Annotated in this window: 17 protein-coding genes and 1 pseudogene; 9 read left to right on the top strand and 9 right to left on the bottom strand. The window is 62.2% G+C overall.

The genetic code is table 11. The annotated features are described in order from the left end of the window. Positions 1-8 precede the first annotated feature (8 nt). Together EFD56_RS22355 and EFD56_RS22350 are read left to right on the top strand one after the other, a co-directional pair. Positions 9-923 (top strand): ABC transporter permease subunit, encoded by a 915-nt coding sequence (locus EFD56_RS22355; RefSeq protein WP_016733961.1) that lies wholly within the window; start codon positions 9-11, stop codon positions 921-923. A 12-nt stretch (positions 924-935) separates the two neighbouring features. Beyond that, on the top strand, positions 936-2,045 hold the full coding sequence (locus tag EFD56_RS22350; RefSeq protein WP_064828318.1) for a sn-glycerol-3-phosphate import ATP-binding protein UgpC: 1,110 nt from the start codon (positions 936-938) through the stop codon (positions 2,043-2,045). 21 nt (positions 2,046-2,066) lie between these two features. On the opposite strand, the gene EFD56_RS22345 is transcribed toward EFD56_RS22350, so the two are convergent. Next, entirely contained in the window at positions 2,067-2,540 is a 474-nt protein-coding gene (locus tag EFD56_RS22345) for a cupin domain-containing protein (RefSeq protein WP_126906307.1), read from the bottom strand. 91 nt (positions 2,541-2,631) lie between these two features. Here EFD56_RS22345 and EFD56_RS22340 point away from each other — a divergent pair, with 91 nt between their 5' ends. Then, positions 2,632-3,168 carry a carboxymuconolactone decarboxylase family protein gene (locus tag EFD56_RS22340; RefSeq protein ID WP_126906306.1) on the top strand — a complete coding sequence of 179 codons (537 nt, stop codon included), beginning with the start codon at positions 2,632-2,634 and terminating at the stop codon, positions 3,166-3,168. On the opposite strand, the gene EFD56_RS22335 is transcribed toward EFD56_RS22340, so the two are convergent. After that, positions 3,165-3,935, bottom strand: coding sequence for a TIM barrel protein (locus EFD56_RS22335; protein ID WP_126906305.1), 771 nt, complete (start codon positions 3,933-3,935; stop codon positions 3,165-3,167). The two genes, EFD56_RS22340 and EFD56_RS22335, sit on opposite strands and share 4 nt — an antisense overlap. Before the next feature lie 127 nt (positions 3,936-4,062). On the opposite strand from EFD56_RS22335, the pseudogene EFD56_RS22330 reads away from it, so the two are divergent. Together EFD56_RS22330 and EFD56_RS22325 are read left to right on the top strand one after the other, a co-directional pair. Continuing rightward, a pseudogene (locus EFD56_RS22330) lies at positions 4,063-4,850 on the top strand (SDR family NAD(P)-dependent oxidoreductase). Positions 4,851-5,046: 196 nt separating this feature from the next. Beyond that, a complete protein-coding gene (locus tag EFD56_RS22325; protein WP_012485016.1) occupies positions 5,047-5,511 on the top strand; it encodes an RrF2 family transcriptional regulator in 465 nt (154 codons plus the stop codon). A gap of 50 nt (positions 5,512-5,561) precedes the next feature. Here the strand turns inward: EFD56_RS22325 and EFD56_RS22320 are convergent, their stop codons facing one another. Then, entirely contained in the window at positions 5,562-6,686 is a 1,125-nt protein-coding gene (locus EFD56_RS22320; RefSeq protein WP_126906304.1) for a monooxygenase, read from the bottom strand. A 166-nt stretch (positions 6,687-6,852) separates the two neighbouring features. Here EFD56_RS22320 and EFD56_RS22315 point away from each other — a divergent pair, with 166 nt between their 5' ends. Then, the gene (locus EFD56_RS22315; RefSeq protein ID WP_183819929.1) at positions 6,853-7,629 is read left to right on the top strand and encodes a metallophosphoesterase; all 777 of its coding nucleotides are present in this window, start codon (positions 6,853-6,855) and stop codon (positions 7,627-7,629) included. Positions 7,630-7,665: 36 nt separating this feature from the next. Here the strand turns inward: EFD56_RS22315 and EFD56_RS22310 are convergent, their stop codons facing one another. The 3 genes from EFD56_RS22310 to EFD56_RS22300 all read right to left on the bottom strand — a co-directional run bounded on the left by EFD56_RS22310 (position 7,666) and on the right by EFD56_RS22300 (position 13,825). Beyond that, the gene (locus EFD56_RS22310) at positions 7,666-10,851 is read right to left on the bottom strand and encodes an efflux RND transporter permease subunit (RefSeq protein WP_126906303.1); all 3,186 of its coding nucleotides are present in this window, start codon (positions 10,849-10,851) and stop codon (positions 7,666-7,668) included. Next, positions 10,848-12,026, bottom strand: coding sequence for an efflux RND transporter periplasmic adaptor subunit (locus EFD56_RS22305; protein ID WP_012485012.1), 1,179 nt, complete (start codon positions 12,024-12,026; stop codon positions 10,848-10,850). Before EFD56_RS22305 ends, EFD56_RS22310 begins: the two co-directional genes overlap by 4 nt. A gap of 257 nt (positions 12,027-12,283) precedes the next feature. Beyond that, positions 12,284-13,825, bottom strand: coding sequence for a cation:proton antiporter (locus EFD56_RS22300; protein ID WP_126906302.1), 1,542 nt, complete (start codon positions 13,823-13,825; stop codon positions 12,284-12,286). Positions 13,826-14,059: 234 nt separating this feature from the next. Between EFD56_RS22300 and EFD56_RS22295 the strand changes: the two genes are divergently transcribed. From EFD56_RS22295 to EFD56_RS22285, 3 genes are read left to right on the top strand one after another with little or no spacing between them, the layout of a single operon-like run. Beyond that, positions 14,060-14,524 (top strand): MarR family winged helix-turn-helix transcriptional regulator, encoded by a 465-nt coding sequence (locus EFD56_RS22295; RefSeq protein ID WP_126906301.1) that lies wholly within the window; start codon positions 14,060-14,062, stop codon positions 14,522-14,524. Further along, positions 14,517-15,737 (top strand): HlyD family secretion protein, encoded by a 1,221-nt coding sequence (locus EFD56_RS22290; protein WP_126906300.1) that lies wholly within the window; start codon positions 14,517-14,519, stop codon positions 15,735-15,737. The genes EFD56_RS22295 and EFD56_RS22290 overlap by 8 nt, the downstream gene beginning before the upstream one ends. Next, entirely contained in the window at positions 15,730-17,271 is a 1,542-nt protein-coding gene (locus EFD56_RS22285; RefSeq protein WP_126906299.1) for a DHA2 family efflux MFS transporter permease subunit, read from the top strand. The genes EFD56_RS22290 and EFD56_RS22285 overlap by 8 nt, the downstream gene beginning before the upstream one ends. Positions 17,272-17,308: 37 nt before the next feature. On the opposite strand, the gene EFD56_RS22280 is transcribed toward EFD56_RS22285, so the two are convergent. The 3 genes from EFD56_RS22280 to EFD56_RS22270 are packed head-to-tail and all read right to left on the bottom strand — an operon-like array spanning position 17,309 to position 19,239. Then, complete coding sequence (locus tag EFD56_RS22280) at positions 17,309-17,926, bottom strand: DNA-3-methyladenine glycosylase (RefSeq protein ID WP_126906298.1); 618 nt, start codon at positions 17,924-17,926, stop codon at positions 17,309-17,311. Between the two features lie 50 nt (positions 17,927-17,976). Further along, positions 17,977-18,291: a hypothetical protein gene (locus EFD56_RS22275; RefSeq protein ID WP_010004432.1), complete on the bottom strand. Its 315-nt coding sequence runs from the start codon at positions 18,289-18,291 to the stop codon at positions 17,977-17,979. A gap of 39 nt (positions 18,292-18,330) precedes the next feature. Continuing rightward, complete coding sequence (locus EFD56_RS22270) at positions 18,331-19,239, bottom strand: LysR family transcriptional regulator (RefSeq protein WP_064818876.1); 909 nt, start codon at positions 19,237-19,239, stop codon at positions 18,331-18,333. Positions 19,240-19,287 lie beyond the last annotated feature (48 nt).

Genomic DNA, 19,287 nt, shown 5'->3' with positions numbered 1-19,287 from the left:
TTGCGGGCATGATCGAACGCACGCCGATATTCAACTTCATCTGCTACACGATACTCGCGCTCGGCATGGTGATCGCGCTTCTGCCTTTCGTCATCGTCATCATCGCATCGACGCTCGATCTGGAGACGGTCAACCGGGTGCCGCTGCCGCTGACCCCGGGTTCGCATTTCTGGGAAAATGCACAGGCTGCCTGGATCCGCGCCGATCTCGGCAACAAGCTGATCCACAGCATCATCTTCGCGACAGCGGTCGGCGCCGGCAAGGTCATGCTTTCCGCCATGGCGGCCTTCTCGATCGTCTACTTCCGTTTCCGCGGGCGGCATCTGATCTTCTGGATCATCTTCATCACGCTGATGTTGCCGCTGGAAGTCCGCATCGTGCCGACCTATTCGATTGCGGCGAATGCATTGCAGCCATTTCAGACGATCCTCGACCTTACTGGAATCACCGCGCTCGTCGCCTGGGTCTCCGGCATCCAGATCAAGCTCGAATGGGGCCTGTTGAATTCCTATACCGGCCTCGTGGCGCCGCTCGTTGCCACTGCCACCGGCACTTTCCTCTACCGCCAGTTCTATCTGACCGTTCCGGACGAGCTTGCCGAGGCGACGAAGATGGATGGCGCAGGCGCCGTCCGCTTCTTCATCGACATACTGCTGCCGCTGTCGCGCTCGAACATGATCGCGCTGTTCACGATCATGTTCGTCTGGGCCTGGAACCAGTATCTCTGGCCGCTGCTGGTCACCACCGATCCGAATTTCGGCATTGCGGTGACGCAGTTGAAGACCCTTATTCCGTCCGAATTCGGCCTGCCCGACTGGAACGTCGCCATGGCCGGGACACTTATCATCATGTCGCCGCCGCTGTTGCTCGTCATCCTGATGCAGCGCTGGTTCGTGCGCGGCCTTATCTCCACCGAGAAGTGAAGGAGCAGTCCTGTGGCACCGATCTCAATCCGTGATGTGAAGAAGAGCTACGGCAAGCATCCAGTCGTTCACGGCGTCGACCTGGAGATCCAATCCGGCGAATTCATCGTCATCCTCGGCCCATCCGGCTGCGGCAAGTCCACGCTCCTGCGCATGATCGCCGGCCTCGAGGAAATCACCGGCGGTGAAATCGCCATTGACGGACGCGTCGTCAACCAGATGGAGCCGCGCGAGCGCGGCTGCGCCATGGTGTTCCAGAATTACGCACTCTATCCGCATATGACGGTCGCCGAGAATATCGGCTACGCCTTGAAGGTGGCGGGTGTGGCGAAGGCCGAGCGCAGCCGGCGAATCGCCGAGGTCGCCAAGGCGCTGAGCCTCGAGCCCTTCCTCGACCGCAGACCGGCCGCCCTTTCCGGCGGCCAGCGCCAGCGCGTCGCCATGGGCCGCGCGATGATCCGCGAGCCGAAGGTCTTCCTGTTCGACGAACCGCTGTCGAACCTCGACGCCAAGCTGCGCATTGCCATGCGCGCCGAAATCCGCCGCCTGCATCGCCGCCTCGGCGCCACCTCGATCTTCGTCACGCATGACCAGACCGAGGCGATGACGTTGGCTGACCGGCTGGTGGTGATGAACGGCGGCAGGGTGGAGCAGGTCGGTACACCGGAAGAGGTCTATCATCATCCGGTCTCGCGTTTCGTTGCGGGCTTCGTCGGCACGCCGGCGATGAACCTGCTCGAAGGCACGATCAACGACGAGGGCGTCTTCGTCTATGATCAGAGCCGCAGAATTGCGCTGCCACGCGAACGCGCCGCGCCGCTGAAGGGCAAACGCGTCGTGCTCGGCATACGCGCCGAGGCAGCTCGGCTGGTGGCCCCGGATGCGCCCGGCGCATTGGTCGCAACGGCCGATTTCATCGAAGAACTCGGCGCAAGCCGCGTTGTTCATGCCGATTTCGACGGGCTGCCCTTTGCCGTGGCGCTGACCGAGGCCGTGACGGTGAAATCGGGTGATCCGATCGGCATCGCGATCGATCACAATGCGATTCACCTCTATGCCGCCGATACCGGCCGGATCATCGAGAATTCCGCCATGAGCAGCGCCGGTGCCGTCCACGCCTGACGACCTCATGGCTGGCTGACATCAGCGATGGATCGGATCGATCCAGGGAACGTCTTCCGGCTTTTCGACCGGCTCGATGTCGAGATTGACGACGACGGGTTCCTGGCCTGAGCGGACGAGCACGCATTCCAGCGTCTCGTCGCGGCTGGCATTGATCTCCTGGTGCGGCACGTAGGGCGGAACATAGATGAAATCGCCGGGGCCGGCCTCGGCGGTATATTCCAGATGCTCGCCCCAGCGCATGCGGGCCTTGCCCTTGACGACGTAGATGATGCTTTCGAGATCGCCGTGATGATGGGCGCCGGTCTTGGCGTTGGCATGGATCGTCACCGTGCCCGCCCAGATCTTCTCGGCGCCGGCGCGCGCATTGTTGATCGCCGTCGCGCGGTTCATGCCCGGCGTCTGCGCAGTGTTGGGATCGAGCGAATTGCCGGGGATGACCTTGACGCCATGTTCCCGCCAGTCGATGTGGTAATGCTCGTGATCGTCGCTCATGCCTTGCCTCCACCTTCGATGCAGACAATCTAGGTAGACGCGGCGCGACGGCCAAGCGGATTTATCTTCGCGCATCAGAAAGAGGCACCCGATGAGCCACCTGCCACAGATCGATTACGATACGGCCTCGGAAGAGCTTCGGGCAGCGCATGACGAAGAAGTCAGGCTGCGCGGGCGGATGACCAACATGAAGCGGACGCTCCTGCATTCGCCGGTCGCCCATCGCATCTATGCCGAATGGTTCACGCTGCGGGCCGAGCTCGATCCAATCATCAGCGATCGCGAGATCTGGATCTTCTCGCATGCAATCTCGAAGGCGGCGAAATCGAAGATCGCCATCACCTTCTTTCGCCGGGCGCTGATCAACAAGGGATTCGATCCCGACGCGCTGGAGCTTTCCCAGACGGAGGCGCTGCTCGACGCCTTCGGCAGGGCGATTGTCGCCAATTCTAACGCCGTTCCGGGCGAGCTCTGGGCGCAGCTGAAGACGCGCTATAAGACAAAGGTGCTCGTCGATCTCGTCGCCTTCGCCGGCATCATGCTGGCGACCGCTGTCTTTAACAATGTCGTCGAAGTCGATTTCGACCCCGAGCTTGAAGCCTTTGCCAAAGGCGCAAACTTGAGCTAGCCGTCCAGCGAAGCAATCGCCGCCCTGACCGCGTCGGCGCCCAGTCTGATCGGACGGTATTCGAGGCCGACGGCGCCGTCGTAACCGTTGGCGAAGATCCAGTTGAGGCGGTGCGAGAGATCGATGCCGCCGGAGCCCGGCTCGTTGCGGCCGGGATGATCGGCGACATGGACGTGGAAGACACGGTCGAGACGGTCCTTCAGCACGTCTTCGGTGCGTTCGTCCATCACGGCGGAGTGGTAGATGTCGTAGACGATGCCGATCTCCGGGCGGGCGACGTCATCGACGATATCGAGGCCCTCGCGGGTGGAATCAAGGAAATAGCCGATATGGTCGATGCGGGTGTTGAGCGGCTCGACGCCGAGGCGCACGCCGCTGCCTTTGAGGATATCGGCGCCGGCTTTCAGCGTTTCGGTGAGCACCCGGCGCTGTTCTTCGCGGCTGAGGCCCGCGAGGTCGTCACCGGCCTGAGCGATCAGCACCGGTGCGCCGAGGCGTCTGGCGACAGCGACGGATTCGGCAAGGCCAGCCAGCCAAGCCTGCCGGTTGGCGGCGTCGGTCAGCGCGATCATCGGCTCGGCGACGAGGCTGGTGACCTCAAGGTCGGTTTCATCAAGCGCGGCCTCGACTGCGTCGAGATCCTTGTCGGTCCAGCGCCAGAACTCGACCGCCGTCAGGCCGCCGGCATGGGCACGGCGGATGCGATCGGCAAAGCTGTCGCCTTCTTCGGCAAACAGCCATTCTATGCAGGCTGAATAACGTCGCATGAAGATCCTCCCATGTGCGGCCGCAGGCTGCGACAGATCGGAGCTTGCCGCAAGGCTTGACGCCCGAAAACATTGGCGAAACACTCGGCACATCGGGCCGGACCGCCGGCGGCTTCAGGAGGAAGATATGGATTTGGGGTTGAAGGGTAAGCTCGCTGTCATAACGGGCGCGTCGGTCGGCATAGGGCTGGCGATCGCCGAAGGGCTGGCGGCGGAGGGCACTGACCTGGTGCTTGCGGCGCGCGGCGGTGAGCGATTGGAGGCCGAGGCCAGCCGCATCGGCGAGAAATACGGCGTCAGCGCCACCGCCGTCGCCGCCGACGTGGCGACGGTTGCGGGAACGGAGGCGATCATTGCCGCGGCTGCGGAGAAGGGCGGCGCCGATATCCTCATCAACAATGCCGGCACCGGCTCGAACGAGACGGTGATGGAGGCCCCTGACGAGAAGTGGCAGGCCTATTGGGATCTGCATGTAATGGCCGCCGGCGGCTGGCGCGCGGGATCGCGCCGCAGATGAAGCGACGCGGCGGCGGGGTCATCCTGCACAATGCCTCGATCTGCGCCGTCCAGCCGCTCTGGTACGAGCCGATCTACAATGTCAGCAAATCGGCGCTGATGATGTTTTCGAAGACGCTCTCGACCGAGCTCATCCCGGACAATATTCGCGTCAACTGCGTCAATGCCGGCCTGATCCTGACGCCGGACTGGATCAAGACCGCCAAGCAGCTGACCGCGGAAAACGGCGGGAACTGGGAAGGCTATCTGCAGAGCGTCGCCAATGAGCATGCTGCTTCCAAACGGTTCGGCACGCCGGAAGAATTGGCGAACGTCTTCGTCTTCCTGAGTTCGGAACGGGCGAGCTACTGCATCGGCTCGACCTATTTCGTCGATGGCGGTATGCTCAAGACAATCTGACGGCACAGCGCGGGCGATCGCGAGCGAGCGGCGCAATCGAGGAATGTCTCAAACGCCGCCACCGCTGTCGGCAGGACTGGAGATGTTGCCAATATAAGCTATAAATAATAGCTATTTTGTTGTATCTTCACGCTTTCGACGCTATTTGCCTGCTATTGGCGGGATAAATGTTGCGTTTTCGACAGGGCAATAGACAATGCTGACGAAAAAGGGAAAATACGGCCTGAAGGCGCTGGTCGATCTGGCGCGGCTGCCGCCGGGCGAGACTGCCTTCATCAACGACGTTGCCGCCCGCAACAATATTCCGAAGAAATTCCTTGATACGATTCTCTTGGAATTGCGCAATGTCGGCATTCTGCGTTCGAAAAAAGGACCCGGCGGCGGTTATTCCCTCTCGCGGCCGGCCTCCGAAATCCGCATCGGCCATGTCATCCGCACGCTCGACGGGCCGCTGGCGCCGATCCGCTGCGCCAGCCGCACGGCCTATGAGGCCTGCGACGACTGCGCCGATCCGGAAACCTGTCAGGTGCGGCGTTCGATGACCGATGTTCGGGACGCGATCGCCGCCATTCTCGACAATATGACCCTCGAACAATTCGTCGCAGCCGGCGGCCATGTCGAGGGCGCGACGGAAGATTTTCCGATCTCTGCGGCCAGCTGACATCGCTTCGTTCCATATCGTTCCGCATGACGGCGCGCTGCCGCAATCTGTCAGTTTTCGGTTTTCTGCGACATATACTCGCCCACGCTGCGCAGCAGTCCATCTCGCGGCAGCGACAGCGCGTGAACGCGGGCATTGCGCCAATGGCGGTCGAGATTGAGCCCGATACCGGCTGATGCCTGCCCCGCGAGTTCGAATAGGGCGCTGGCGATGCTGAGCGCGGTTTCGCCGGCAATGGTCGCGGCCGCCGCAGCGGAAAATTGCGCGTCCGCTATCGCAGCTTCAACCGGGTTGACCTGGGCAAAGTCGAGTTTTCGGCCAGCCCGTTCCAAGGCCGCCGCCGTCGCTTCGATGCCGATGGCATGGCCGCCGAGGTCAGAGAGGACGGCGGCGTGATCGCCGATCACTGCCATCAGGTCGGCCCACGCTGCGCGCGCTATACCGAGGCTTACGCCGGCCTTGAGCAGCAGGCGGAGCGACATGCCGGTCGAATATCCAAGCGAAGACGCCGGCGCGATTACATCGGCGTTGACACGGAGTGTGCCGGCAATGATCGTTGCCGATCCATTGGTGCGCTGGCCGAAGCCGTCCCAATCATCGACTACTTTCAGGTCTTCATCGCTGCCGGTGAGGTAGAGCGTTACCGCGCGGTCGGGCGGAAGCGTTAGGGTAGCGGCAATCCAGTCGGCATAGAGGATGCCGGCCGCCTGCCGAGTGCGACCGCTGAGGCGATAGCCCAGGCCTTCCTCCATCAGCTCGCAGCCTTCGGCGAAAGTGGCGAGCGCGAAGCGGTCGCCGAGCAGCACCCGGGCAAACAGCGAGGCCTTCAGATCCTCGCCGGCCTGAATGCGGAGCGTTTCCAGTGCGGAAAAATGATTCTCCAGAGTCTCGCCGATCGAGGCATCGGCCTCGGCAATGATCGCAACGATCTCGGCCAGCAGGGCGTTCGGCACGTCGAGCCCCTCATGCTCGGGCGGAACGGAGATGGCCGTCAGTCCCGATATCGACAGCGCGTCGAGCTCGGCAAACGGCAGAATGCGGTTGATATCGCGTTCGCTCGCCTCGCGCCGGAATGCGGCGGCGAGGTTACGGGCTGTCGATATTGCCGCCTCCTCGCTTTCGATGCGATGCGCTGGTGGTCTCAGGCGGTCACGAAATTGCGATACGGTTCCCATCGATCACCCTTTCCTCGACGGACACCAGCAGTGAGGGATTTCGCTCCGGATGATAAGAACGGTTTTTCTAGAAAAAACCGATGCCTCGAATTTTCTCACCAACTTGATCGCCTCGGCCTTCACGCTACTTATGGTTAACCGGGGGCTTCCTTGATTGGGAAACATGATGAGCGACTCTCTTGCTCGCCGCAGCGAGGTTTCGAAAATGGCGCGCCAGCCGAGACCGCGTCTGACAATGGATATTGCCGATATCCCAACCTATGCCATCGGCGATATTCACGGCCGGTGTGATCTGCTCGTGCAGGTCGAGCAGGCGATCCTGCGGGATGCGGCACGGCTTCCAGGGCGCAAGCTGATCGTGATGCTCGGCGACTATATCGACCGAGGCCCGGAATCGGCGCAGGTCATCAATCACCTCATGGAGCCGCCGCCGGACGGATTCGATCGAATCTGCCTTACCGGCAACCACGAGATGGCTATGCTCGATTATATCGACGGCTGGCTTTCCTTTGACGACTGGATGCGGATCGGGGCGGCGCAATCGTTGAAATCCTATGGGCTCGATCCGGAGCATCTGCCGCTGGTCTTCCCGTCGGGCGCGCAGCTCGACGCCTTCCTCCGTCATTCGCTGCCGCACACGCATATCGATTTCATGCGGGCGATGCCGATCATGCTGGACACGCCGAACGTCTTGTTCGTCCATGCCGGCATCGATCCGGCGCGGCCGCTTGCAGCACAGACGGACGAGGATCTGGTGCTCATCCGCCACCGTTTTCTCGACAGCCGGGTGCCGCTGCCGAAACTCGTCGTGCATGGTCATACCCCGAACGACGAACCGGACATCCGGCCGCGGCGGCTCAATCTCGACACGCGCGCCTTTCGCAGCGGCAAACTCACCGTCGCTCGCCTGTGGCGGGGGCAGGTGCATCTGTTTTCCACCTGACAGCACGCCACCGGGAAGGTTGCGCCATCGCGTTGATCAGACCGTCTCCCTTTCGGTCGGGACGGCCTCGACCGGCCTTTCAACTGAGCGGTTGCGACGCCAGCCGCGCAGCACGACGTAGAAAACCGGCGTCAGGAACAGACCGAAGAATGTCACGCCCAGCATGCCCGAGAAGACCGCGGTGCCGAGCGATTGCCGCATTTCGGCGCCGGGGCCGGTGGCGATGGCAAGCGGCAGAACACCGAAGATGAAGGCAAAAGCTGTCATCAGGATCGGGCGAAGGCGAAGGTGGCTGGCCTCGATGGCGGCGTCGACCGGCGACTTGCCTTCGTCTTCCGCTTGTCTCGCGAACTCGACGATCAGGATGGCGTTCTTGGCCGCCAGACCGATCAGCACGATCAGGCCGATCTGCGTCAGGACATTGTTGTCCATGCCGCGGAGCGAAACGCCGATCAGCGCCGCCAGCACCGCCAGCGGAACGATGAGGATGATCGCGAGCGGCAGCACCCAGCTTTCATATTGGGCCGCCAGCGCCAGAAAGACGAAGATCACCGAAAGCGCGAAGATATAGACGGCCGTATTGCCGGTGTGAGTCTCCTGATAGGCGAGTTCGGTCCATTCGAAGGTTGTGCCCGGCGGCAGGATCTTGGCCGCCAGCTCTTCCATCTTCTTGATGGCGTCGCCCGTCGACGTGCCCGGCGTCGGATTGCCCTGAAGCGGCACCGACACATACATGTTGTAGCGCTGGACGAGCGCCGGGCCGCTGGAGTCCTGAATGTCCATCAGGGTTCCGAGAGGCACCAGCGCCCCCGTCGCCGAGCGCACCTTCAAGGAGAGAATATCTTCCTTGTCCATGCGGTACTGCCGGTCGGCCTGGGCGCGAACCTGGTAGACGCGACCAAACGCATTGAAATCGTTGACATAGGCGACGCCGAGATTGATCGAAAGCGCATTGAAGATGTTGGGGATCGGCACATTGAGGAAACGCGCCTTGTCGCGGTCGATCGACAGGAAGTATTGCGGGCTTGCATCGGAGAATGTCGTAAAGACCCCGGTCAGCCCTTCCGTCGTGGCCGCCGCCCCCATCATCTGGCGGGCAAGGCCGAGCACGCGTGTCATGTCTGCGTTCTCAAGATCGGAAATCTGCATCTTGAAGCCGCCGGAATTGCCGACGCCGCGCACGGAAGGCGGCGGGATGGCAATGATGAAAGCCTCCTGGATGCTCTGCAGCTTCATATAGAGCTCGCCGATGATCTTGTTGGCGTTCTCACCGCCTTCCTCGCGTTCGGCGAAGGATTTTAACGGCACGAACACGACGCCGGCATTGGAGGCGTTGGTAAACGTCGCGCCGCTGAAGCCGGCGAACTGCACGGCATTGCCGACGCCAGGCACGGTGCGGGCGATGTCGCCGACCTGTTTGACAACGGCGTCGGTGCGGGCGAGCGAAGCGCCGTCGGGAAGCTGTACGACAACGATGGCATAACCCTGGTCCATGGTCGGGATGAAGCCCGAGGGAACGCGCGTGCCGATGTACCAGGTTGCACCGAGCAGGCCAGCGAAGGCGAGCATCGAGCAGGTCAACCCTATCCAACTGCTGACCAGATGCCTGACGACCCATGAATAGCCGGAGCTCATCCTATCGAAGCCGCGGTTGAAACCGTCAGCGAGACCCCTTCCGAGCCGGGTTGCGATGTTCGGGCGTTTGGTTTCGTGGTCGTGAGGTTTCAGCAATATGCCGGCAAGGGCGGGCGAGAGGGTCAGGGAATTCAAGGCCGATATCGCCGTGGTAACGGAGATCGTCACCGCGAACTGCCTGTAGAACTGGCCGGATATGCCGGGAATGAAGGCCGTCGGCACGAAGACGGCGATCAGCACGAGCGAGATCGCCACAACGGCGGTGCCGACTTCGTCCATCGTGACGTGGGAGGCCTGCTTGGCCGTCATGCCGCGGGCCAGGTTGCGTTCGACGTTTTCGACCACGACGATCGCATCGTCGACGACGATACCGATTGCCAGCACGAGGCCGAAGAGGGTCAGCATGTTGAGCGAAAAGCCGAAGGCCAGCAGAATTGCGAAGGTGCCGATCAGCGACACGGGAATGGCGACGATCGGGATGATCGCCGTTCGCCAGGATTGCAGGAAGACGAGCACCACGATCGCCACGAGAATGGCCGCCTCGGCGATGGTTCTATAGACCTCATTGATCGAATCCGAGATGAATTCGGTCGTGTCGTAGACGATGCGATATTCCAATCCCGGCGGGAAATTCTGCGAGATGTCCTTCATCAAGGTCTGGACCTGATGCGCCGTGTCGAGAGCATTGGTTCCCGGTCTGGCGAAAATGCCGAGCGCAACCGCGGGGTCGTTGTTGAGATAGCTGTTGGTGACGTAATCCTGTGCGCCGAGTTCGATGCGGGCGACATCCTGCAACTGCACCAGCCGGCCCGCTCCCGTGGATTTGACGATGACATAGCGGAATTCGCGCACGTCGGAGAAGCGTCCGTCGGTTCGCACCGTATATTCGAAGGCGTTCTTGCCCGTCACCGGCGGCGCGCCGATCTTGCCGCCGGAGACCTGGACGTTTTGATCTCTCAATGCGGAGACGACGTCGTCCGATGTCATGCCGTAGGCGGAGAGCTTTTCCGGATCGAGCCAGATGCGCATCGAATACTGGCGTTCGCCGAAAATCTGCACGTCGCCGACGCCATCAAGGCGCACGAGCACATCACGGATGCGGTTGCGGGCGTAGTTCGAGACGTAGAGCTGGTCGTAGCGATGCGACGGCGACAGGAGGTGCACCACCATCATCAGGTCGGGCGAACTCTTGTCGGTGGTGACGCCGAGCCGCTGGACTTCCTCCGGAAGGCGGGGGAGCGCGATGGAAACGCGATTTTGAACGAGCACCTGCACCTTGTCGAGATCGGTGCCGAGCTTGAAGGTGATCGTCAGCGACATGGCGCCGTCGGCGCTGGAATAGGAAGACATGTAAAGCATGTCTTCGACGCCGTTGATCTGCTGTTCGAGCGGCGTCGAAACCGTGTCGGCGATGGTCTGCGGGTCGGCGCCCGGATAGGAGGTGCGCACGACGATGGTCGGCGGCGCGATCTCCGGATATTGGGAAACCGGCAACTGCGTATAGGCAATGCCGCCGACGACGAGAAAGAGTATCGAGATGACGGCCGCAAAGATCGGCCGGTCCACGAAGAAGTGCGCAAATCTCATTGTCCGTTCTCCGCGCTGGCGGCTTCCGGCGCAGTGTCCTGCCGCTCCTGCGGCAGTTCGCTCATCTGAGGCGTGATCGTCGAACCCGGCCGGGCGCGCATCAGGCCGTTGACGATGATCGTCTCCGTGCCGTCGAGGCCCTCACGGATCACACGGTAGCCGTAGAGCCGCGGTCCGGGCCGCACGGGCTTTGTCGAAACCTTGCCATCGTCGGCGACGACATAAACGACGCGCTCATTCTGGTCCGAACCGATCGCTTCGTCGGGGACGAGAATGGCCTTGTAGGTGTTGGAGGCTGCGACCTGCACCCGACCGAACAGGCCCGGCTGCAGGACGAGATCGGGATTTGCAAGGCGGGCGCGGATGCGAATAGTGCCGCTTTCATTATCGACACGGTTCTCGGCGAAATCGAGTTTTCCCTTGAAGGGTTTGGCAGTGGGATCAGAGATCGTGACGGAGACATCCACGCCGCCGCCGCCCAGTTGGAGGTCCGTGCCCATCTTGCGCGCGGTGTCGGCGAAATTCAGCAAGCGGCGCTCGTCGACGTCGAAATAGAAATCGATCGGATCGAGGGAAACGATGGTGGTGAGCACCGTCTGGTCAGCCTGCACGAGGTTGCCGGTCGAGATCAGGCGGCGGTCGATACGGCCGCTGAGTGGCGCCTTGATCTCGGTATATTCGAGGTCGAGCGCTGCGCGATCGGCGGCGGCCTGAGCGCCGCGGACATTGGCCTGGGCGGAATCAAATTCGCGGCGGCGATCGTCCAGCGTCTGTGCGGACTGGCTGCCGCTCGAAGCAAGCGACTGGGCGCGCTTGTACTGAGCGTCGGCGAAGACCAGGGTGGACTGCGAAGCCTCCAGCGCGGCCTTTGCCTGGTTGAGCGCGGTTATGAACGGCCGCTGGTCGATGACGAAGAGCAGGTCGCCCTGCTTGACCAGGGCGCCATCCTCAAAATGGACTTCCTGCAGATAGCCGCCGACACGTGAGCGCACGGAGACTTCGTCGACCGGCTGGAAACGGCCGATGAACTCGTCGCTGTCGATGACGTCGCGGACAACAGGTTTTGCGACGGTGACGGGAGGAGGGGCGGCCGGAGCGCCCTGCGCCATCGCGGCCAGGGGCATCAACACTGCGATGGAGCCAAACGCCAATATCCGTCGAAGCACGTCCGTCATAACGGTCCCTCCAAGCTCGGCGGCCGATCGACTGCCGCCCAATCCAAAATGAAGTGATGCTATTCGTGTCTTGTTTTGGAACGAAGGCTGCTGCCCTCGTGATTTCTCCCGGCGTCCAATCCCTGGGAAGGAAAGCCGGCATGCGATGCACGTCGGAAAAATCGTCACTGCGGAACTGGATATAAACGGCAGCGGCGAAAAATAGCAAACGCCAATTATCCCCTTTCTCGCAATCACGAAGACTTCACGAGACCCTGTCAACTCTCGACGATCTCGTCGCGACCGGGCGGCAGAACGGCAAGCTCGGCCCAGTCGAGCTCCTGCTCGAGAATGTGGAAGACATCGTCGTCGATCTCGTCGCTGCGGCGCATCGCGGCCAGTTTGCGGCGTTTCGCAACGATGACGCGGCGGCGCTGCTTATCAAGCTTGCTGACTTCGCGCGGGTGTTTGCCGTCCGCGGCGATCTCGCGCTCGGAGGTATAGACGTCGCGCAAGATGCGAGTGGATTTGTCCTGGCCGTGAAGCTCGGCGAGCGCCGCATCGATCAGTGCGATGCGTGTTCGGGTGAGGTCGCGGTCCAGCGACGTATCCGGATCGAAATTCAGGAAGCGGATCAGCGGCCCGAGCGTCAGCCCCTGGACGACGAGGGTGCCGAGGACGACGGCAAGCGCGCTAAGCAGGATGATGTCGCGATCGGGGAAGTCAATCGGCAAGGCGAGCGCCGTCGCCAATGTGACGAGGCCGCGCATGCCGCACCAGCCGGCAATGAGACTGGTGGCGAAAGAGGGGGCGGCCTGTCTCGTATAGCCGCGTGCAGCGAGAATGGTGACCACGCGGTTATAAAAGAGCACCCAGGCCAGGCGGACGGCGATGACGGTGACGAAGACCGCGGTGGCCAGGATGATTGCGAAATTCAGGCGGCCCGGTTCGAGTTCGAGAACGATCTGGCGGACCTGCAGACCCATCAGCAGGAAGGCGAGCACGTTGAGCAGGAAGACGGCGGCTTCCCAGACAGAATAGGAATGAATGCGGTGGCGGGCCGTCTGGCGCTCGGGCATGTAGCGGGCAATCACCATCGCATAGACGACGATCGCCAGGATGGCCGATAGATGCAGCCGTTCGGCGATGACCCATGTACCGAAGGTGGCGACGAATTCGAGCAGGGTGCCGCCGAGCGTGCCGGCGAGCTTCAGGCCGACGACCATGTAGAGACGGCCGAGGAGATAGCCGAGGATGATGCCGCCCGGTACCGCCAGCGTGAGTTCGGCCAGGACGCCGGTGAAGAAGGCGGGATTTGCGACGGCGGCAACCGCGGCGCTGAAAATCAGCAGCGCCACGGCATCGTTCAGCAGGCTCTCGCCTTTCAGGATCACATAGGTCTGGCGCGGCAGGTCGAAGCGGTCGAGCATGGCGGTCGCGGCGGCCGCATCCGGCGGCGCGACGATAGCGCCGAGTGCTATGGCTGCGGCAAGCGGCAGGCCGGCGATCGTCACGCCGACGGCGGCGACGGCGGCGGCCGTCAGGATCACGGCAATGCCGGCGAGCGAGACGAGCGGCAGCCAATTGCGCTTTAATGTCCGCGGCGGCAGATCATAGGCGGCGTCAAAAAGCACCGGCGCGATCAGGAGTGCCAAGGCGAGCTGCGGATCGATTGCGACATTGGGCGCCCAGGGGAAGGCGGCGACGATGATGCCGGCGATCGCCAGCATGGTCGGATAGGGAATACGGAATTTCCTGGAGAATTGCAGGAAGATGATCGCCACCAGCAGCAGCGTCAGCATGCTTTCGAAGAACGCCATTCAAGCTCTCCTGTGCACCTCCTGTAGAGGCAATCCCTCCGTGAAACTAGGGCTGAGCCATCCCATGGCCACTGTCCGGCGCGTGACGGCCGACAAAAGGGTTCAGGCTCCGACCGCGCTGCGGCATTTTGGCCGCGATTGCGATATTTTCCTCTCCTGCCCTTGTGCGGCGCACATGCTCAATATATCTACCGATATCATAAGTATGCTTATAAATAGTCGACACAGGTTTTCATGAGCGCCACGCCCACACTCGGTTTCCTTCTCCACGACGTCGCACGGCTGCTGCGCAAGCGGTTCGAGCAACGCGCGAAGTGCCTCGGGCTGACGCGTTCGCAATGGCAGACGCTGGCCTATCTCTCCAACAATGAAGGTATCCATCAGAGCGGCCTTGCCGAAATCCTCGAAATCGAGCCGATCACGCTGGTGCGCATCCTCGACAAGCTTGCTGAGCGCGGGCTGATCGAGCGCCGTCAGCACCCGACCGACCGGCGCATCTGGCTGCTCTACATGCGCGAAGCAGCCCACCCGCTGCTCGCCGAAATGCGCGAGCTTGGCGATGTGACCCGCGGGGAGGCACTGGAAGGCGTTCCGGCCGAGCAGCGCGAGCAGCTTTACCAGATCCTGTCCGCAATGAAGACGAACCTGGTGCAGGCTTGCCGGAAACCAGTTGAAGAAAATGAGATGAACGATGGCTGATCAACCCACCCTCCGCGTCGTTGCCGACGCCAATGCCAAGACATCCGAAGAAAACCAGGTCAAACAGCAGAAAACGGTAGCCGAAGCGCCTTCATCCAATTCAGCGCCGGCTGCCGCCGTGGCTGCGCCTGGCGGCAACAAGGTCCGCCGCCGGCGCAGTCTTACGCGCCCAGTCCTCTTCGCCCTGCTGCCGGTGGCGCTCGGCGTTGGCGGTTACTATTACGTCAATGGCGGCCAGGTGATGTCGACCGACAACGCCTATATCCAGGCCGATATGGTCGGGGTCACCACCGATGTCTCGGGCATCGTCGATCAGATCAATGTGCATGAGAATGAGGCGGTCAAGGCGGGGCAGGTGCTCTTCGGCTTGCGGGCAGATTCCTTCAAGATCGCGCTCGATGGGGCCAAGGCGCAGCTCGGCGTGCAACGCAACCAGATCATGAATCTCAAAGCCAGCTACCAGCAGTCGCTCGCCGAGATCACCCAAGCACAGGCCGATCTGCCCTATTATCAGGATCAGTTCGACCGGCAGCAGAGCCTCGTCAACAACGGCAGCGCCACGCAGTCGGCCTATGACGAGGCCAAACACAATCTGGAGGCTGCCTGGCAGAAGGTGACCGTTGCCAAGGCGGAAGCCGCAACGACGCTTGCTCAGCTCGGCGGCTCGGCCGACCAGCCGATCGAGGAGAACCCGCTTTACCTGCAGGCCAAATCGAATGTTGACAACGCCCAGCGCGAACTCGACCACAGCGTCGTCAAGGCGCCATTCGACGGCATCGTCACCAATGTCAACGCGCTGCAGGTGGGCTCCTATCTGCAGGCCTCTCAGCAGGCCTTCTCGCTTGTCGCCACGGATCACCTGTGGATCGCCGCCAGCCCGAAGGAAACCGAGCTCACCTACGTCAAATCAGGGCAGATGGCCGAGATCTACGTCGACACCTATCCCGGCGTGACCTGGAAGGGCAAGGTCGAGAGCATCAGCCCGGCTTCCGGCTCCAGCTTCGCGCTGCTGCCGGCGCAGAACACCACCGGCAACTGGGTGAAGGTCGTCCAACGCATACCGATGCGGGTCAGCATCGAGGATGTGCAAGGCAAGCCGCCGCTTCGCGTCGGCATGAGCACGGTGGTCGATGTCGATACCGGCCACGCCCGTGGCCTGCCTGACTTCGTCAACAAGCTTCTGGGGCGGACTCAGGGCAAGGATCATGAATAACGCCTCCGCATCTTCGGCGAGCCCGGTCGCCAATCGTGGCGCGATCACCGCCTGCGTCATCCTCGCGGTCATCATGCAAGCGTTGGACACAACAATCGCCAATGTGGCGCTGCCCTATATCCAGGGCAGCGTGTCGGCCTCCGCCGACCAGATCAACTGGGTGCTGACCTCATACATCGTCGCCGCGGCGATCATGACGCCGCCCTCGGGCTTCCTCGCGGCCAAGTTCGGCCGCAAGCGCGTGCTGCTTGTCGCGATTGCCGGTTTCGTCGGCGCTTCCGTGCTTTGCGGCCTGGCGCAGTCGCTGAACCAGATCGTCGCCTTCCGCCTGTTGCAGGGGCTGTTCGGCGCATCGCTGGTGCCACTTTCCCAGGGCATTCTCCTCGATATTTATACGGTCGAGGAGCGCGGCTCGGCCATGGCCCTCTTTGGCGTCTCGGTCATGGTCGGGCCGGTTCTCGGGCCTGTTATCGGCGGCTGGCTGACCGACAATATCAGCTGGCGCTGGGTGTTCTACATCAACGTGCCGATCGGCGCGCTCGCCTTTGCAGGCATCGTCGTCTTCGTTTCGGAAACGAAGAGGGATGCGCTCGCCAAGCTCGACTGGTTCGGCTTCGGGATGATGAGCCTGTTCATCGCCTCACTGCAACTTTTCCTCGACCGCGGCGAGCAGCTCGACTGGTTCTCCTCCGGCGAGATCGTGCTTGAATCGATCATCTGCGCCGCTGCCTTCTATCTGCTTCTGGTGCACACGCTGACGGCGGAGAAATCCTTCGTCAATCCGAAGCTGTTCCTCGATCAGAACTTCACGATCAGCATGATCTTCATCTTCGTGATCGGCATCACCTATCTCGCCTCGCTGGCACTGATGACCCCCTACCTGCAGACGCTGATGGGCTATCCCGTGATCACCGCCGGCATCGTCATGGGGCCGCGCGGGCTCGGCACCATGCTCTGCATGTTCGTCGTCGGGCGGCTGATCGGCAAGGTCGATACGCGCTGGCTGCTGGTGCTGGGGCTCGGCCTCACCGCCTGGGCGATGTATGACATGACCGGCTGGACGCCTGACGTCTCGCAGTGGACGATCGTCTCCGTCGGTTTTATTCAGGGTGCCGGACTCGGCTTCCTGTTCGTGCCGCTGACGACGATCGCCTTCGCCACGCTGCCCGCCCATATGCGCGGCGACGGCACCGGCCTCTACAATCTGTCGCGTAACATCGGTTCGTCCGTGGGCATCTCGATCGTCTCGGCGCTGATCGTCGAGAACACGCAGAGCAATCACGAATCGATCGCAGCCTATGTAACGCCGTTCAACCACGCCTTCAACGCGGTGGCGGCGCAGGGGCTCAGTCCGCTGACGGCAGCCGGGCGTGCCTCACTCAATGAGATCATCACGCTGCAATCGACGATCATCGCCTATATGGACGATTTCAAGCTGTTGATGCTGATGTCGCTCGCGGTCATTCCGCTGGTGCTGCTGCTGCGCAAGCCAAAGGCGGCGCCCGCCGTCGATCATAGCGCGGTGATGGAATAGGCTCTCGAAAACTGCTGCACAGGGTTACCGGTATTGCTCAGCGAAACGGCTTGCTGAGATAACGCGATCCCTGGATACCGAAGCGCCATGGCACCTCGGCATTTTTGGTGATGCCGATGCGCTTTCCCGAAACGATCGGAACCGGCGCGGAGGGCGTCAGCGCATAGGGCGGGCGGTCGAGCAGCCTGTCGTTGATCTCGATGTCGATGCCGAGCGCCTGGCAGAGTTTACCGGGGCCGCTGCAGAGCGCCGTCAACATATCGGTGCCGCGCCGCTCCATCATCAAAGGGATTCCGGTCTCCGGCTCGAGCGCCCGGATCAGCACGGCCGATCCGGGATGACAAACGAAGTTCAAGCACCAGTACATGCCGTAAATGCGGTAGATATAGACAGTACCGGGCCGGCCGAACATGGCGCCATTGCGCTTGGTCGGCCCGCGGAAGCTGTGCGAAGCCTCGTCATCGGGGAAATAGGCTTCCGTCTCGGTGATACGGCCGCCGGCGCCATTGACGGTTAGGTGGCAGCCGAGCAGAGCGCGGGCAACAGTGATCGCGTCGCGCTCGAAAAACGCCTTGAGGCTTTCGCCGGCGAGCGCATCGGCGCCGATCGCGCCGGCTTTCGTTCCACCATCGGTCATGGCCGACGCAGATAACATTCGACGTGGCTGCCGTCATCCCAAAACCGCTCGCAGTGGAAGGGCGGGCATCAGTGACCGGCATTCGGATCGCGCATCGGGATCGAGGAGACCGTCACCGACACCGGATCGCTAGCCGGGAAGGAATCTTCCAGGCCCTCTTCCAGTTCTTCTTCGAGCAGGGCGGGATCCTTGCTGCGCGCGCCGTCGCCATGGGCGGGTTCGATCGCTTTCGCAAGCAGGGCTCTGGCGCGGGAGACCGCATTTTCCGAGGTCAATTCGGGCGTGCTGCGCAGCGTTACGGCAATGCTGTTTTCGCCGTCGCCGCCGAATTCGACGACGAAACCGTCTTCCGTCTGGTAGACAGTGATGTCGCTGAGTGCCATAGCCTTCCCCAAATAGCGCTTACATTAGCAAGGCGCGTTTTAATGATGCCCGCTTTCCGGATTTTGTCGAGCGAAGACCTTCACCAGCCAGTCGATGAACACGCGCACGCGCGGCGAAAGCTGGCGGTTGCGGGGATAGAGCAGGGATACCGGCGTCGGGGTCAGGGGGAAATTCTCGAGCACGTGAACCAGCCTTCCCTCGGCGAGATCGTTTTCCGCATGATAGCGCGGGATCTGGATCAGGCCAAGGCCCATCCTTGCTGCGGAAATATAGCTTTCGGCGGCGTTGACGGCGACGGCCGCGGGAAGGGTGATATTGCGCACCGCGCCGTCGACGATGAATTCGAGCGGCAGCAGAGTCCCGGTGCTGCTGGAGCGGAAGCCGACCATGCGGTGGCCGGTCAGCCGGTCCGGATGCTGCGGCAGGCCGTGGGCGGCGATGTAGGCGGGGGAGGCGAGGGTGATCTCGTCGAGCATGGCGAGACGGCGGGCGACCATGTCGCTATCCCCAGGCGTACCGACGCGCACCACGCAGTCGATGCCTTCGCGCACCAGATCGACCAGCCGGTCGCCTTCGCTCATATAGAATTCGATCTCGGGATAGGTCTCAAGAAATGACGGCAGGCTTGGCAACACGAAGTGGCGGGCGAGCGTGCCGTGCACGTCGACGCGCAACAGGCCCTTCGGTCTGGCTCCGGCAAAAGCCCCTTCGGCATCCTCGATGTCGGCGAGGATCGACAGGCAGCGCTGGTAATAGGCCTCGCCGTCGAGCGTCGGGCTGACGTGGCGCGTGGTGCGCTGGAGCAGGCGTACGCCGAGGCGGGCCTCGAGCTGCTTGACCGCATCGGTTACGGTCGAGCGCGGCAGGCCGGTATCTTCGGCGGCAAGGGTGAAGCTGCGACGCTCGACGACGCGGCAGAACACACGCATGGCATCGAACCTGTCCATCTGTTTGTTCGCCCTTCCCGGATAATGATGCCGAAGAATGCACGATTA

Source organism: Rhizobium phaseoli, assembly GCF_003985125.1.
Lineage (GTDB): Bacteria > Pseudomonadota > Alphaproteobacteria > Rhizobiales > Rhizobiaceae > Rhizobium > Rhizobium phaseoli.
The sequence above is the reverse complement of the archived record's forward strand: the minus strand, read 5'-3'. Positions and strand labels throughout refer to the sequence as shown.

Excerpts from the sequence above, each read along its gene's own strand:
- EFD56_RS22315 (WP_183819929.1), top strand. The coding sequence starts at position 6,853 with ATGAGCGACTCTCTTGCTCGCCGCAGCGAGGTTTCGAAAATGGCGCGC.
- EFD56_RS22285 (WP_126906299.1), top strand. The coding sequence starts at position 15,730 with ATGAATAACGCCTCCGCATCTTCGGCGAGCCCGGTCGCCAATCGTGGC.
- EFD56_RS22355 (WP_016733961.1), top strand. The coding sequence starts at position 9 with ATGATCGAACGCACGCCGATATTCAACTTCATCTGCTACACGATACTC.
- EFD56_RS22270 (WP_064818876.1), bottom strand. The coding sequence starts at position 19,239 with ATGGACAGGTTCGATGCCATGCGTGTGTTCTGCCGCGTCGTCGAGCGT.
- EFD56_RS22335 (WP_126906305.1), bottom strand. The coding sequence starts at position 3,935 with ATGCGACGTTATTCAGCCTGCATAGAATGGCTGTTTGCCGAAGAAGGC.
- EFD56_RS22280 (WP_126906298.1), bottom strand. The coding sequence starts at position 17,926 with ATGTTATCTGCGTCGGCCATGACCGATGGTGGAACGAAAGCCGGCGCG.
- EFD56_RS22310 (WP_126906303.1), bottom strand. The coding sequence starts at position 10,851 with ATGAGATTTGCGCACTTCTTCGTGGACCGGCCGATCTTTGCGGCCGTC.
- EFD56_RS22295 (WP_126906301.1), top strand. The coding sequence starts at position 14,060 with ATGAGCGCCACGCCCACACTCGGTTTCCTTCTCCACGACGTCGCACGG.
- EFD56_RS22320 (WP_126906304.1), bottom strand. The coding sequence starts at position 6,686 with ATGGGAACCGTATCGCAATTTCGTGACCGCCTGAGACCACCAGCGCAT.
- EFD56_RS22290 (WP_126906300.1), top strand. The coding sequence starts at position 14,517 with ATGGCTGATCAACCCACCCTCCGCGTCGTTGCCGACGCCAATGCCAAG.
- EFD56_RS22300 (WP_126906302.1), bottom strand. The coding sequence starts at position 13,825 with ATGGCGTTCTTCGAAAGCATGCTGACGCTGCTGCTGGTGGCGATCATC.
- EFD56_RS22340 (WP_126906306.1), top strand. The coding sequence starts at position 2,632 with ATGAGCCACCTGCCACAGATCGATTACGATACGGCCTCGGAAGAGCTT.
- EFD56_RS22345 (WP_126906307.1), bottom strand. The coding sequence starts at position 2,540 with ATGAGCGACGATCACGAGCATTACCACATCGACTGGCGGGAACATGGC.
- EFD56_RS22275 (WP_010004432.1), bottom strand. The coding sequence starts at position 18,291 with ATGGCACTCAGCGACATCACTGTCTACCAGACGGAAGACGGTTTCGTC.
- EFD56_RS22325 (WP_012485016.1), top strand. The coding sequence starts at position 5,047 with ATGCTGACGAAAAAGGGAAAATACGGCCTGAAGGCGCTGGTCGATCTG.
- EFD56_RS22305 (WP_012485012.1), bottom strand. The coding sequence starts at position 12,026 with ATGACGGACGTGCTTCGACGGATATTGGCGTTTGGCTCCATCGCAGTG.